Source organism: Methylomonas paludis (assembly GCF_018734325.1).
Taxonomy (GTDB): Bacteria; Pseudomonadota; Gammaproteobacteria; order Methylococcales; family Methylomonadaceae; genus Methylomonas; species Methylomonas paludis.
On sequence record NZ_CP073754.1, the window covers coordinates 722,225 to 737,396 of the forward strand.

10 protein-coding genes and 1 CRISPR repeat array (1 of these 11 only partly in view) are annotated in these 15,172 nt (G+C 46.2%); of the genes, 4 read left to right on the forward strand and 6 right to left on the reverse strand.

The window, feature by feature from the left end; translation table 11 throughout:
* Positions 1–21 precede the first annotated feature (21 nt).
* Positions 22–5,505 (reverse strand): glutamate synthase-related protein, encoded by a 5,484-nt coding sequence (locus KEF85_RS03400; RefSeq protein WP_215583323.1) that lies wholly within the window; start codon positions 5,503–5,505, stop codon positions 22–24.
* A gap of 390 nt (positions 5,506–5,895) precedes the next feature.
* On the opposite strand from KEF85_RS03400, the gene KEF85_RS03405 reads away from it, so the two are divergent.
* Complete coding sequence (locus KEF85_RS03405) at positions 5,896–7,110, forward strand: FAD-dependent oxidoreductase (RefSeq protein ID WP_215583324.1); 1,215 nt, start codon at positions 5,896–5,898, stop codon at positions 7,108–7,110.
* 165 nt (positions 7,111–7,275) lie between these two features.
* On the opposite strand, the gene KEF85_RS03410 is transcribed toward KEF85_RS03405, so the two are convergent.
* On the reverse strand, positions 7,276–7,584 hold the full coding sequence (locus KEF85_RS03410; RefSeq protein ID WP_215583325.1) for a DUF2288 domain-containing protein: 309 nt from the start codon (positions 7,582–7,584) through the stop codon (positions 7,276–7,278).
* Between the two features lie 148 nt (positions 7,585–7,732).
* On the opposite strand from KEF85_RS03410, the gene KEF85_RS03415 reads away from it, so the two are divergent.
* From KEF85_RS03415 to KEF85_RS03425, 3 genes are all read left to right on the forward strand, one after another.
* Positions 7,733–8,440, forward strand: coding sequence for a TPR end-of-group domain-containing protein (locus KEF85_RS03415; RefSeq protein ID WP_215583326.1), 708 nt, complete (start codon positions 7,733–7,735; stop codon positions 8,438–8,440).
* Positions 8,441–8,874: 434 nt separating this feature from the next.
* On the forward strand, positions 8,875–10,728 hold the full coding sequence (locus KEF85_RS03420; RefSeq protein ID WP_215583327.1) for a glycoside hydrolase family 55 protein: 1,854 nt from the start codon (positions 8,875–8,877) through the stop codon (positions 10,726–10,728).
* Between the two features lie 228 nt (positions 10,729–10,956).
* Positions 10,957–12,072: an acyltransferase family protein gene (locus KEF85_RS03425; RefSeq protein ID WP_215583328.1), complete on the forward strand. Its 1,116-nt coding sequence runs from the start codon at positions 10,957–10,959 to the stop codon at positions 12,070–12,072.
* A gap of 302 nt (positions 12,073–12,374) precedes the next feature.
* Here KEF85_RS03425 and cas2 (KEF85_RS03430) read toward each other — a convergent pair whose 3' ends face one another.
* Genes cas2 (KEF85_RS03430) through cas2 (KEF85_RS03445) form a run of 4 tightly spaced genes read right to left on the reverse strand, consistent with a single transcriptional unit; the run spans position 12,375 to position 14,672 of the window.
* A complete protein-coding gene (gene cas2 / locus KEF85_RS03430) occupies positions 12,375–12,689 on the reverse strand; it encodes a CRISPR-associated endonuclease Cas2 (protein WP_215583329.1) in 315 nt (104 codons plus the stop codon).
* Positions 12,689–13,429, reverse strand: coding sequence for a CRISPR-associated endonuclease Cas1 (locus KEF85_RS03435; RefSeq protein WP_215583330.1), 741 nt, complete (start codon positions 13,427–13,429; stop codon positions 12,689–12,691). Before KEF85_RS03435 ends, cas2 (KEF85_RS03430) begins: the two co-directional genes overlap by 1 nt.
* A complete protein-coding gene (gene cas1, locus KEF85_RS03440; RefSeq protein ID WP_215583331.1) occupies positions 13,410–14,384 on the reverse strand; it encodes a CRISPR-associated endonuclease Cas1 in 975 nt (324 codons plus the stop codon). The genes KEF85_RS03435 and cas1 overlap by 20 nt, the downstream gene beginning before the upstream one ends.
* A 3-nt stretch (positions 14,385–14,387) precedes the next feature.
* Positions 14,388–14,672 (reverse strand): CRISPR-associated endonuclease Cas2, encoded by a 285-nt coding sequence (gene cas2 / locus KEF85_RS03445; protein ID WP_215583332.1) that lies wholly within the window; start codon positions 14,670–14,672, stop codon positions 14,388–14,390.
* A 96-nt stretch (positions 14,673–14,768) separates the two neighbouring features.
* Positions 14,769–15,172: direct repeats of the CRISPR family, unit length 37 nt; unit sequence GTCTTAATCCCTTCTTAATAAGGTCATTTGTTTAAAT; it runs 3,450 nt beyond the window's last position.

Below are 15,172 nucleotides of genomic sequence, written 5' to 3' on the forward strand. Positions count from 1 at the left end.
GTTGCCACCCCAAGACACAGATCAGGCTGGCTCGCTTTCCAACAGGCCTTGAACGATAGCCAGACTTTCCAGACTGGCCAAGTTTTTATCCACTGTAGGTACACCGGCCAAGGCGGCACGATTGATGTTATCCTGTTCGATAATCCAGGCCGTAGAGCCTATCGAATAAATGCTTTGCACATCGCGCAGCATTAAAGTGGTTTTATAATCGCTCAAACGTTTTGCCGCCATCATGGCCGCTAGTTGCTCATCCGTATATTGGCTGTAAGCTTCGCGGATATTCTTGATCAATTCATCTTGAAGCTTGCGCGGTCTGTCAATGATCAATTGATAAGCTTGCTTTTCTATCTGTTCCGCGGTGGCAGTGATGCCGGCTTTAAGCAATTGTTCTTTAGCCAGTTGTTGGGCTTTGTCTATCACTGCAAAACTGTTGATCAGTTTCAGGGTCAGTTCGCCATCCGTTTCCCCATAACCGGGAATCGCACCGGCAAACAAGGCAGTTTTATGTTGATAAGCCTGTTTGATCTGAGCAATTTGCTGCTGAGCAAACGCGACAGCCAGCTCTTCTATCATGGCTTTGCGATCCATGGTTTGACTCAGGAATTCCGCAGTCTGGGTTTTATACAACCATAAGGGCAGAGCATATTTGAAATGATGGCGTTCAACCGACCAGTTGGCCAAAATGGCTTTGGCTTTTTCCGAACCGGTATGCTCGATATGCTGTTCCAACATGTACAGAATATACTGTTCATGGCTGGCTGCGGCACTGGATGCCTCGCTCACGCTATGAATAGATACCGAGCTGGCATCATACAGACCAGACAATCGATTATCAGGGTCGTATTGATAAGCATTACCGCCGGACATACCGGTGCAGAAGCCTTTACCAAATCCGCCCAGATTCAGCACCGCGCCGTTAATCATATATTCGCAGCCAAAATCGCCCACACCTTCCACAACCGCCATTGCACCGGAGTTACGTACTGCGAAGCGGTCACCAGCCTCGCCATTGACAAACAGCTTGCCGCCAGATGCGCCGAACAGGGCAAAGTTGCCGATCAGCACATTCTGGCCGGGCAGATTGGAACCGCCACCAGGCGATTTGATCACTATTACGCCACCGCAAGCGGTTTTGCCCACGCCATCGTTACAGGTACCGGTATGTTCCAAGCGCATGCCATCGTTATTAAAGGCAGCATAACTTTGTCCGGCTGAACCATAAGTACGCACAATAATGCTGTCATCCGGCAGATAACGGCGGCCATGCTGATTGGTATAAATCAGCGGGTTGGCAGCAATTTCTTCAGGGCTTAATTCGTAAGCCAGTAAGCGCTCCACATCGATTGCCGTTTGGCCGCCTACCGATTTATTGCGGTTATTCAGTTTAAATTCCGGACCTTCAATAATCACTTGAGAACGTTTGTGCTCAAATAACTCGGTTTTGACTTTAGCAAAAATTTTATCGTCTATGGCAAAATCTTTTTCCAGATACACCGGCTCAGCAATTTTAATTACTGCCACTTTGGTCAGCAGTTTTTGCAAATGCAGCTGGCCTATCATATTCGGATGATTAATCAAATGTAACAGCTCGGTTTTACCGCGAATTTCCTGTAGACTGCTATAGCCCAGATCAGCCAGAATTTCCCGAACTTCGTGGGCCAGATTCATAAAATACTGGGCCAGAACCCGTGGATCACCTTTAAACTCTTCATGTGCGGTGGTCAAGCCGGCCGGACAGCGAATATTACAGTTTTTCGCCATCACGCACCGCAGCATCATTAGCGCCGTGGTGCCGAATTCAAACGAATCGCCGCCCAGGATAGCTGATTTAACCACATCCACGCCATTTTGATGAGCAGCACTGCAACGTAAAATCACCTTGTCACGCAGACCGTTAACCGCCAATGCCTGATGGACTTCGGCAATACCGATTTCCGGCGAACGCCCAGTGTTTTTCAGACTGGTCACCGCTGCCGCGCCGGTGCCGCCGGTGTTGCCGGCCACGTTAATCACATCTGCGCCGGCTTTCGCCACACCCACCGCGATGGTGCCTATGCCTTCAGAAGACACCAGTTTGACTACTACTCGCACCCGGGCGGCTTTGGCATCGTGAATTAATTGGCCTAAATCCTCAATCGAGTAAGTGTCGTGATGCGGTGGCGGGCTTACCAGTTCCACCTTGGGTGTACCGCCACGTAAGGCGGCAATTTCAACCGACACTTTTGGCGCCGGTAACTGACCGCCTTCACCTGGTTTTGCACCCTGACCGATTTTGATTTCAATTTCCTCCAGATTAGGATCGGCCAGATAACCGGCCCAGACGCCAAAGCGGCCGGAAGCAAATTGTTTGATTTTACTGGAGCGAATGGTGCCAAACCGGCTGGAATGTTCACCGCCTTCCCCGGAGTTACTCATCGCGCCGGCGATATTGGTACCTTGAGCCACTGCTTCATGTGCTTCGGCCAGCAAAGCGCCATGACTCATCGCGCCGGATGCCAGTTTTGCCGTAATTTCATGAGCAGGCTGCACCTTGGCCAGAGCGATAGGTTCACGGCTGCTGAGGATGTTGCTAAGATACTGATAAGCCAGGCTGTTCTGATCAGCCACCGTCACGCTCAGATCATCAGTGCCGATAGTCAACTTAAACGCATCTGCACCAAAACGTGCGGATAAATGCGCGGCCAGCGCCTGTAAGCGTGCTGAACTGGATTGGCCGCTGAAACGGATTTTGAACTGCTGGGTATCAACAGTGCTGACCTGCAAGCCGCGAATCACATAATTATTATTGCCGAGCAGATTCTGGCTACCCAGCAATTTATCAAACTCTGCCTGAGTTTCAGCGCTGCTGATATCAGCTGGAAATGCCATGACATCCCGCAAAGCAGCTGGTCGTTTAGCTCGTTCCAGAGACAGATTATGTGTGAAGCTGCGGTAAGCTGGGGTAATACCAAAACCGTCAATCTGAGCCGGAGTACGTTTTTCGTAACCAAAATCCAGATAGGCCGTATCGCTGGCCGCGCTGGCCTGCGGTTGGGGAATATACAGAATGGCCTCATCGGTCATATTGATATATTCACGTACTGCAGTATTGCCAAAAGTATGTCCCGCGCCTTCTTGACGCTCTTTGAACAGACCCAGGAACGGAATATCGTTTTCATCCTGTACCGACAAGGCTTTATGGTGCCATTCGGTAGCGCTGGCAGCAATATCGGTATAACGGGCGCCGCCTACCGATGCATGAATATTGGGAAAATAACGTTTCAGATTATCTTCATCAGTATCCAGATAATTGGATTCAAAAAACTCGCCGCCGATATAGCTTTCTGCGGTACACAGGCCGAATTTGCCCATGGTTTTCATCAGCGATTTTTCCACGCCTTTCTGATAATTGTATAAGGCTTTTTCACGTGCAGCTTGATCGGCATATTCGGTCAATACCCGGTTATGCACACTGACTGGACAAATCGCCGAAGCGCCAAAGCCCAGAATGGTAGCCACATCATGGGGACTGACAGCTTGGCCGGTTTCCATGATCAATGAAGAGTTAAAGCGTAAACCCTGTTTAACCAATTGCTGATTGGCGGCAGCTACCATCAGCAGGGCCGGAATGGCTGCCCGTTGGGTGCTGATATTGACATCGCTAAGAATAATAATCCCAACATTGTCACGTGCTGCTGCAGCAACTTGATCGGCTACCAACTGCACGGCTTGCTCCAGGGCATGCTCATTCTTGGCGGCACTATCAAAGTCCGGGCTGTACAGCATTTCCAGCGTCACCGTTTTTACCCGGTCCTGACGACGGATTTGTTCAAGCTGGGTACGTTGCAGAATCGGTGTTTCTATCATCAACTGCTGGCTTTGCTCAGCAGAAAAGGTAGGTTTCGCTCCCAAGGCGACCCGTAAGGTCATACCATCACTTTCTCGCAGCGAATCCAGCGGTGGATTGGTCACCTGAGCAAAACGCTGGCTGAAATAGCGGAACATGCCGCCTTCTGAGCCGCTTAAAGCATTAGGAGTTAGTCCGTAACCCATTGCCGTGACTTTTTCCAAGCCGGTTTGCAGGATCGGGTCAAGCAGAAATTTAAAACTTTCCTGATTCAGCGAATAAGCGGTATGGCGCTGGTTAATACCCAGACTGTGGTCATTGCTGATGTCGGCAAATTCAACTTTTGGTAAATCGCGGATATGAATGCAGCGTGCTTTAAGTAGCGCTTGGTAATTTTTGGCTTTAGCCAGTTTTTCCAGAACCTGATGGCTGTCCAGAGATTCGCCGGTACTGTGATCAAAATACACCATACCGCCGGCTTCAATCCGGCCACGCCGTAATACTTCTTCAGGTGGAAAGTCGATTTGACCTGCTTCCGACATCACCGCCAGATAGTCGGTGGTTTCCACTGAACGTAATGGCCTTAAGCCTAGTCTGTCCAGGCGAGCGCCAACCCGGATACCATCGTTGAAAACCAGCGCGGCCGGACCATCGTTTTTTTCCTCGTACAGGCTGAAATATTCCAGCATCGCCCGTACTTCCTCAGATAGAGAGTTGTCGTTTTCCCAGGCCGGCGGCATCATCGCTAAAATGGCTGTGACTATGTCCAGACCATCTTCATTAATGCGGCGGGTCAAGGTTTGATCCAGACGACCAGAGTCCGATTGGCCGCGCGGGAATACCAAATGCTTGTTGTTTTGTCTGGCGATTGCGTTTTCGCTCAGCCGGTTTTTCTTATCGGTGTTCAGCTCGCCGTTATGTGCCATATAACGGAAGGGTTGGGCCATAGTAGTGGCCGGCGCGGTATTGGTGGAAAATCGGGTATGGAAAAACAGCGTGCTGATTTCATGGTCAGTGTCGTACAAATCCACAAAATATGGGATCACCTCACCCGAATTCAAGCGGCCTTTGTAAACCTGAGTACGCGAACTCATGGACAGCGGATAAAAACCGCTTAGCTCAGAACGCACAAAACTGGCGGCCTCTATCGCTAACAGCGCTTTTTGAATATGGCTTTCAAACAGTTCATGTTTGGCGGTTTTCAAGTGCTGTGGCCGACCGAAAATCACCTGTTTGATATTTAATTGGGCTTTGCGGGCAGCTTCATTGATTTTGCTGGCGTCAACCGGCACATCCCGCCATTTAATAATAGGTAAATCAAATTCAAGAAAATGTTTTTCGATCAGATCGGTGGCTTCCCGATCATACTGCAAATGATTTTCCGGATAAAAGAAGTTGGCTACGCCAAAATCACCCAGCTCCAGTGTGGCCAGGGCGGTAATCTTGCGGAAGAATTTTAAGGACAGGTCTATATTCACTCCGGCGCCGTCACCGATACCCTCGGCGCTCATGCCGCCACGATGCGGGATAGTACAAAGCGCCTGATGTGACAAAGTCAGCACATCATGGGTTTGCTTGCTGTCTTTACGGGTAATAAAACCAACCCCGCAGCTATCCTGCGATAAATCGGCATCGTAAAGCATGGGTGTTGCATTGTTTTTCTGGGCGGTTTTATTCATTAGCTATCCAGATCCTGTCGTACCGGTTTAATGCACGCTACCGGGTTGTCACCGGGCAGACATGCTGTTTATGGTGTTTCTGCCTGCTGCGTGTTAGAGTCACGTTAGTGGCGACTAAAACCAGCGTATGTCTTAAGTGATTTTCGGTTAGCGAAACTCACTAATGATACCACGCACAGCAAGCGCTGTCATGCCTTGCAATCCAAAATGGCAGCGAATCGCTTAGGTTTATATCGTTGTGCGAGTTTGAAGCTGGGCATCTGCGTAATTTAATCAAAAAACAGCGTGTTAATGGTCTGTAGGGCTCATCATACATGACAATACAAAAAATTAAATACGTTATATGCATAGATTTCGGCTTTATTTTTAAACTTTTAAAGAAGTATCGGTATGCAACAAGAATTTGATGTAGTGGTTGTGGGTGGCGGCATGGTCGGTGCTGCGGTCGCCTGTTGTTTGGGCGGCAGCAATTTACAGGTGGCTGTTATTGAAGCGCAGACTCCAGCCGAGTTTTCCGCAGAGCAGCCCCATGATCTGAGAGTTTCGGCTTTGAGTATTGCCTCCAAAAAAATACTGGAGAGTATAGGAGCCTGGCCGGGCATCCTGGCGCGGCGCGCCTGTCCGTTTCGGCGCATGCGGGTATGGGAAAATCAGGGTGACACCACTTTTAACAGCAATGATATCGCCTATCCTGAGTTGGGTTATATCGTCGAAAACCGCATTACCCAGTTGGCCTTGCTGGAAACACTCGGCCAGTTCAGCAATATCCAGCTGTTTATGCCGCAAACTATCAGCAAAATCAACTATACGGCAGCGGGTTCCAGCATTCAACTGGCAGACGGCAGCACCTTGCAAGCCAAACTGTTGGTAGCTGCTGACGGCGGCCAATCACGGCTCAGACAAACTGTCGGTATCGGTGTGACCAGTTGGGATTATAATCAGCACGCGCTGGTGATTTATCTGGAAACAGCCTACCCGCAACAAGATATAACCTGGCAGCGTTTCCTCCCCAGCGGTCCTCAGGCTTTTTTACCGCTCACCGGCCACTACGGCTCTATCGTCTGGTATCACAATCCCGATGAAGTACGGCGTCTGCAAGCCTTGCCGTATCAACAGCTTCAGGCTGAATTGGTTGCGGCTTTTCCGGACTGCCTGGGTGAAATCAAACAAATCCTCGGCGTCACCAGCTTTCCACTCAAACGCCAGCATGCCCAGCATTACGTCAAACCTGGGGTAGCCCTGGTCGGCGATGCTGCGCACATGATCAATCCGCTGGCCGGGCAGGGGGTCAATATCGGCTTTCTGGATGCCGCCGCTCTGGCTGAAGTATTAATACAAGCCGAACAGCAAGGTAAAAACATTGCCGACCTTGGGGTGTTGCAGCAATACGAAAAACTGCGCCGTAACCAGAATTTGAAAATGATGACCGTGATGGATATGTTCTACCGTTTTTTCAGCAACGACATTCTGCCGGTGAAACTGCTCAGAAACATAGGCTTGGGTTTTGCCCAGCACATCACTCCATTACGCATCAAAGTCATGAAAGAAGCCATGGGCCTGGAAGGCAGTTTGCCCAAACTGGCGCGTGGTCAAACCTTGAACTGAAGCTGATCTGATGTTGCGTGGACAGTTTTTTGAGTCCACGCCAACACCTGGTGAAGTTATATCCACCCTCGCGTAGGGTGGGTTAGATGTACTCCCAAATAGCGCTTATTTCGACAAAACTTTCCCGCACATCGTAACCCAGCGCTCTGTATTTCCAGGCTAATGTTAGCCAGCCAGATCGACTTGTACCAAAACCCAGGGCTTTACCACCACAGCCCAGACGCTGCGTTGTTCATCCAGCCAGGCTTGAGCTTGGGTGTCACTCACCAATCCCACCAATCCGGTTTCCAGCCAACTCGCCACCTGGGTTTTATTGTCGGCAGCAAACTCACACGCCACCTCAACCAGATCCAGTTTATCACTCACGGCAACCGCCAGACCTCCGGCAAAAAAGCGCAATAACTCCGCCCAGGCGATGCGTGAAGTTTCTAGATTAACTTTGGCTTTTTCCAGCGAAATGTCAGCAGCAGTCATTAAAATTGTCCAGTATCAAAAGGATGCGGTAAGATTGGCAGTTATTTTAGCGCACCGAAAACCGTTTGAATAACCATAAGCACAAAAACCGGCCTCAATCAGCCAATTCAACAGTTTTTAAAATATTAACAGCTCTCGGGAGTAGGGTATGTCCATCATTAACTCATTAACCAAACGCTCAACACTGGATGCCGCCATCAAACAAATCGGCAAAGCCCGCAAAAGCGAAGCCGGTTTGGCTGAACAACTCTACAAGGGGGCTTATCAAGGCTTTGCCAAAGTCATCTCCGATAATCTCACCATTTCCCAAGCCTTGTACTATTGGGGATTCGGTCTGCTCCATCAGGCAGAACAACAAGATCCCGAGCAGGCTATAGCCACTTTGGAAGATGCCGTATCCAAATTTTCTTTCTGTCTGCTCATCGCCCCCCATTACCTTGGTGCGGCTATCGATGGCGGTGTGGCCTATATGACACTGGCTCGGCTTAGCACTACGGAAGCAAAACCGCGACTATACAGCAAGGCAGAGCAGTTCTTTGAAACAGCCGGCGAAATCCAGAAAGGCAGCGCTGCCTACAATCTGGCCTGCATCTACGCACTTAAAGGTGACGAAACCGCCTGTCTGAACGCCTTAACCCTGGCCAGACAAACCGGTAGTCTGCCAGACGAGCCGGTCATCCTTCAGGACTCCGACTTAGCCAGTATCATTGAAACCGACTGGTTCAAACAATTTATTGCCGATCTGCACACTCAACCGGCAGTCGCAGCAAGCACCAAAACAGAAGCCGTAGACATAGATTACGAACCCAAAATGAAGTTGAAAAAAAGCGAAGACTTTGATTATTACTCCAAATAACTAAGTCCTGCTAGCCTCCTTTTTTTATTGATGCCGCTGGTTTGGTTTAAGAATTGTTTTGCGCTTAAGCCAAACAGCTGATTCCCCGCAGTTGTCATTACGGCTGATGCTTTGTGCCATGCCCATGCGATCTAATGCCCACGATATTCTTGCCGGCATACTGGGTAACACTCCCAAACAAGTCGATCTCGACATTCTAGCCAGTCCGGCAATATTCATACTCAGCTGATATTTTAAATGCCGGGTTTATTAAACCTTTTAGTTTGTGCTGGTATATTCGTGAGTATTTGTTGTCATTAATGTGTAATAACGCCAATTTTCAAGGTATTATAAAAATCATGATAGAATCAGTTGGTCTGTTAATAAGTAATTGTGGCTTAATAGATGGATTAATTAAACGGTATTTAATTTGAAATTAAACAGGAGTGTTGATTATGGCCTTAGTAATTGCAGATCGAGTAAGGGAAAGCAGTACAACAACAGGAACAGGCTCAATTAGTCTAGGTGGTGCTGTCACTGGCTATCAGACCTTTTTGTCAGCTATCGGCAGTGGCAATACCACTTATTACCTCATTTCAAACACCACCAACTCCGAGTGGGAATACGGCATAGGTACGGTAAGCTCAGGCACCTTATCCCGCAGTACCGTCATCAGTTCCAGCAATCTTGGCGCTGTGGTCAATTTCACTGCCGGTGCTAAAGACGTATTGTGTTCAATTCCAGTTGAGAAAGCAGTCTATCTGGATGCCAATGGCAATGTTGTGCCAAACTCAGCCGCAGTTAGTGTTAAAGATTTTGGTGCAGTTGGAAATGGAGTAACCGATGATACGGTGGCTATTCAGGCGGCATTGACATATATTGCCTCTGTCAGCGCAGTTGGGCCTTTGCCGCCAGATTTTTCCAATAAGCCTACCTTATATTTCCCGCATGGGGTGTATCTTGTATCCACACCATTTGCAGCAATAACATTTAATGGCCTTCATATAAAAGGTGAAGGTGTTAATACTTCGGTAATCTATTACACAGGCACCTCAAATTCGCCTTTATTTGATATTGGGTCGTTTTCAACAGCACCAACTGATATATTTAATGGGCCGATAGGTACTCATTTTGAAAATATTTCTTTGCTTGGCCTTTCCTCGCAAACAGCCGGCGCCCGCAAATCACAGGGCATCAGATGTTCCGGTGGTGGCAGTCTGACAATCGAGAATGTGCTTGTTGAGTATTTCGCTTATGGTGTAAATTGCCCTTATGGTGGAGATTTTAATTCATACATCAATCTTTCGGTTTCATATTGTGACGTAGGCGTATACCAAGGGCCAGGGGGACAACAATGGTATTCGGCCAATCTTAATGTTTTTGGTAGCGAAGAAGGGATTGTTATTGATAGAGCCGTTCATGGACACTTTGCTATGCCTATTCTCAATAGCAATCATCTGCGCGGGGTTTTATTTGAATGCTTAACTGAAGCGACAACACGTCAATTAACAACATTACCCGGAGGTGGCGGTGGAATCGGTTTCTTTGGCGACTATGTATTTGATACGCCCTGGCTGGAGTCAAATGCCGGCGGCTTAGGGGCTAATTTTGTAACAACGCACTATTTTGAAAACAGAAATGGCGGAAGTGATGCTTATAGAAATATTGTAATCAATAATCCATTTGTGGTGGCCGGGGCGTCTGGCAGTGCAATAACAACATCAATTTTTGGCTCAACTTCAGGTTTGACTGCTCAAAATGTAACTATTAACAATCTGCGATTTAGCGGGACAATTAGTTATGTGTTTTATCAGCCATTTGGCAGTCTACTTAATGGCTTTAGTGTTCAAAATGGATACTCCACCCCGGCTATTTCAGATAATACCAGTTATACTTATAATCAATACACGGCAGCCAGCGACATTAAGCATACTTCATCGCCATTTATAAGAGAAACGGCGGCTATTGACGGTGTCAATAGAATCCAAGAAGTTATTGATATGACGGATCTTTTTATAAAATGGAATTTTTGGCTGGCGTCATCATCTTATATCACAAGACTTTCTTTCGATGTGCAAAACAGAAAAATTTGTTTTGGCGATATATCATCCGGTAATGATCCAATTATAAATCACGGTAGTTATAACGCAATGCCAACAACAGGGTCGTGGGCAAAAGGCAGTTTTATATATAATATCAATCCCGTGGTGGCGTCAAATAGAATATTATTGGGTTGGTCAAGATTAACAACTGGGTCAGCAAATGTTGCCGGAACAGACTGGGTGCCATGTTATGTATCAACCGTATAAACGGGCAATTGATATGTGCACCAGCTTAAGCCAGTGCTTGTTTAGCTAATTAAACAAGGTAATATTTTGGTAACTACTCAGTATCCAATTATCTTTTTACAAAACAAAAAGTAGTGTGATGTGCAAAACCTAGTGCAGTGCATGATTCGAAGCAAAGTAATTGGTTAAAATGCATTATAAAAATTTGTGCTGAGTAGTTGCTTTTTTTAAAAAACACCAGGAGGGTTAGTGAATAAGGGTTTTTCTTCTATCTTAAATGCTTCACGCTGGATTGCTGCATTGCTTGTTTTGGTTGGACATGTACGTCATTTGGTTTTCGCAGATTTAAAAGATGTAGCGCAGCCTAATTTAATCGATAAAGCTTTTTATTTTTTTACTGGTTTAGCTTCAGAAGCCGTCACGATTTTTTTTGTGGTGAGCGGATTGCTGGTTGGGGGCTTAACATTAGAGAAATTTAGAGTAGGCGCGTCGCTAGGCTTGAAGGATTATTTTATTCATAGATTTTCAAGAATATATATAGTGTATATTCCCACCCTTTTGATTGGTGTAGTCATATATCATATGGTAACTTATTTTCAATTGAGTGGAGAAGTAAGCGGTCATACTGATATATTGACCCTTTTAGGAAATTTGGCAATGCTACAAAACATTATCGTAGATGTTTTTGGTAATAATCATCCTTTATGGAGTTTGGCCTATGAGTGGTGGTTCTATTGTATATGGGCATTTGCCATTGGTATTTTGTTTTATAGTGGATTGACCCGCTATATTTCTTTATTTTTGTTGGCTTTATTGCTGGTTTTTTTGCCCAATTCAATTTATCTATCGCTGCCGGTGTGGTTACTTGGTGTTGCGACTTTTTATTACGCAGGCTCCAATTTGCCTAAGCCCCATCCCGTTTTTGGCGTTGGGGTTTTTTTAGTTGTACTTGTGGTTTCTCGGCTTAGTCATAATGTTTATAATGTAGTTGCACAGGAGCCTGCGTATATTCAATTCGCCAGAGCTTCCGGATTGGGGGTGGCCTATTTATTAGCCTTGGCTAGTTGTTATAGGTTGGAAACCCCGCTGTGGTTGGATCGCTTAAACGAGAAATTAGCTTCTTTTTCATATTCATTATATTTGATCCATTATCCATTAATGTTTCTAGTGGTTGCCTTAGTAGAAAAATATCTGGACATAAAATCATTCCAACAACCATCATTAATGGCTTATTTGTATTTTGCAGTTGTTTCAATTATTCTTTATTTATTTTCGTATTTGTTTTCACTCATAACAGAAAAACACACCTACAAATTAATAAAACTATTGAGATTAATCATCCTAAAGCCATCAAATAAGAATTAACAGGCTGTCGATTTTATTTGCCCGGCAAGTTGTATGAAATCATAGCGCTAAAGAGTTTATAATCGCCCAAGCATTTGTTATATATTCCAACGGAATGATTTTATGCGCAGCGCAGACATCACCCAAGACAAACTCTTTAGCTATCGGACATTGGAACAACGGATTCCCAAAGACAGTTGGTGGAGTACCTCGAATTCAATCTGTTGTATCGCTGGTTTGTGGCTGGCGCTGGATGATAAGGTCTGGCATCACTTCTCCTTCAGCTATTGTCCAATCAATTCATCCAAACGACACTAAACCACCTAACTGCCGGTAAACAGCAAATTAACACCCCTGCTGAACAACAGCACATCCTCAGGAAAATATTGGCGTCCCAGCATCACACAAGCCGCCCGACTCGGCAAACGATAACAACGCACATCATCCTCCTTAACCGCAATCAAACTGCCAATATTATCCAGCAAGCCCAACAGTCTACGCCGCTTCATGACTACCGTAAAAACCGAATATTGCACAGGTAAGCCCTGTTTTTTTAACAGCCTATGCACCTTTCCCAAGCGCCGGGGATTAGCAATATCATAAGCAATCAAATACAGGCCATACTCACTGTCAGCCATTAGCTAATCGCCAGTAAAAATTGCTGTAATTTGCTTAATGTGCTTCTAAACAGTGTATAAAGCCGTTCGGAACGCAGCTCAAACATTTCAGCCAATTCCGGCATAGTCAGTACGCCATCGCCACCGCGCATTAATAACAGTACATAAAAATCCCACGCCAGCAGCCGGCTAAAATCAGCCGCCAAATTTAAGCTTTCACCCAGTAATGACTCATGATGGGTAAATCCCGCATCGGCCAACCAAATTAATAACTCACTATGCAAAAAGCTTTCCAGTAAATTCGCAGCCTGCTTATCATCTGCTGATAAATTTAACAGCAGCAAGCCCCGTAACTCCATTACTGTAACCTCCCGCCAATCCGCCATGCCTATCCGTCTTGCAAAGCTGCGCACCGCCAGCTTTTCCATAGACAAATACCAGTTGCCATAAAGTTCGATACCATCTGCCCGTGTCAGTAAATCCAGTAAACGCTGTGCCAAAAATTGTCGTTCACCTCCAGGCCCTAGCCAGCGTGCCCGCACCTCACCATTAGCTTCCAAAAACAGCAAATTAATGCCGGCATCCGCACATGCCAGTAAAGCCGACATAGACCATTCCACCATCCCTTTGCACACCACTCGCGAAATTCGCGGCAGTGGAAACAACTGATCTGCCTTACCCGCCACCACTATCCTTAACGCCGGATCATCCAGCACCACCCGGCATCCACCGGAGCAACCCTCAAGATACAAGGGCCGCATCAGCCGCCTCATAAACCAGAACATAACGTTTAGCCAGTGCATAAGCATAGCGCCGTAACAATCGCCGCGCAGGGGCTGCCTGCGATTCATAATAGGCATAAAAAATCTGCCTTCCGGCTTTATTTAACAAACACCGGCCATTATCATCACTAAAATGTTCTACCCTTAACTGTCGTTCCCGGAATAAGTGCCAGACCCAGCCATCCACGACAGGCCTCAACGGCTCCATCAAATCACAAGCCAAAGACTCCCGGCCAAAACTCAGATCATGAAAAAATCCTAGCATGGAGTCCAAACCTACAATATGGCACGCTCTGACTGCATCGTAATGCAGCAAGGTATAGCCCAGTGACAAACACACATTAACCGGATCAGGCGGCGGTCGCTTTTTTCGGCCATTAAAATTTAACGAACCGGCGAATAAATGTTGATAACCACCAAAAAAAGCCGCAGCCGCAGCTCCCTCATATCCGCGTAAACTAGCTAGTGACACCACAAAACCATCTTCCCGCAACTGACCTATAATGTGGCTTAAAGTATCCAGTGCAGACTTCAGCGGCAAGCGCAAATCCGCACGTCTCGCCAATGCTTCTCGCAATAAACGCTGCTGGCCGCGTATTTTAACCAATACCAGCCAACGCGCCAGCGGCACTCGCAATTCATCAGCCATACTCAACTTATATTGACCTAAACGCCTTATGGTATCCCCATGCGACCGGCTAGACAGTATGGCAGTTGCTTCAGTATTACGTCCAGAAAGCACCAATAAACCAATATTACGTTCCGACAAAGCGCCCAATATTCGACTTTCCATCTGCACATTACCCCGCATCACCACTCTATCCAGTAAATGCAAAGGCACGGTACCTTTTTTGTCACCATCCTCATACAAAGCCAATGCCTGGCCATCCAGCTTCAAAGCCAAGTTTTTTCTATCCAGATATAAACAGCCCATAAACTATCCCACATAAAAAAACGAACCATCCTGAGGTAACACCGCCTTTCCCAAAGTACGGACATACTTGGCACCTTGCAATTCCAGCAAAATAAAACGATCTTCTTCAGGGTTAATAACTTCGGCAATAGCATCCAGTAAATCAGCTTTTTCCGCTGCACTTAAAAAGCATTCAAATACAGACTTCTGACCGCCTGACGCATAGCTTCGCAATACATAAAGCGCTTTACGCAAACGCCGATTGCAGGAAATATCGTAAGCTGCTAAATATAATTGCCGATTAGTCATGGGATACAACATACTCGCAATGTCAACGCAAGTCAGTAGTTCGCAAGCTTGTCAACCTTAGCGGTACTGTGCAGGAATAGTTTGGCAAGAGCGGTTGATTTGATCGCTTCTTAATAAAGTCATTTGTTTAAATATTAAGGTTTTGAGAAAACTTACCGTAAAAGCAGTCTTAATCCCTTCTTAATAAGGTCATTTGTTTAAATCTACAGAGGTAGTTGATATTCACTCTAAAAATGAGTCTTAATCCCTTCTTAATAAGGTCATTTGTTTAAATAAAACTTCAACTTATATTAGGGGATTAAAATGAAGTCTTAATCCCTTCTTAATAAGGTCATTTGTTTAAATAACTGCGGTTTTAGTTGACTGTATGCGTCCATCTGTCTTAATCCCTTCTTAATAAGGTCATTTGTTTAAATCTGCTCAAGCTGTTGTTGATGCTGAGAATTTATCCGTCTTAATCCCTTCTTAATAAGGTCATTTGTTTAAATTTAAACATACAC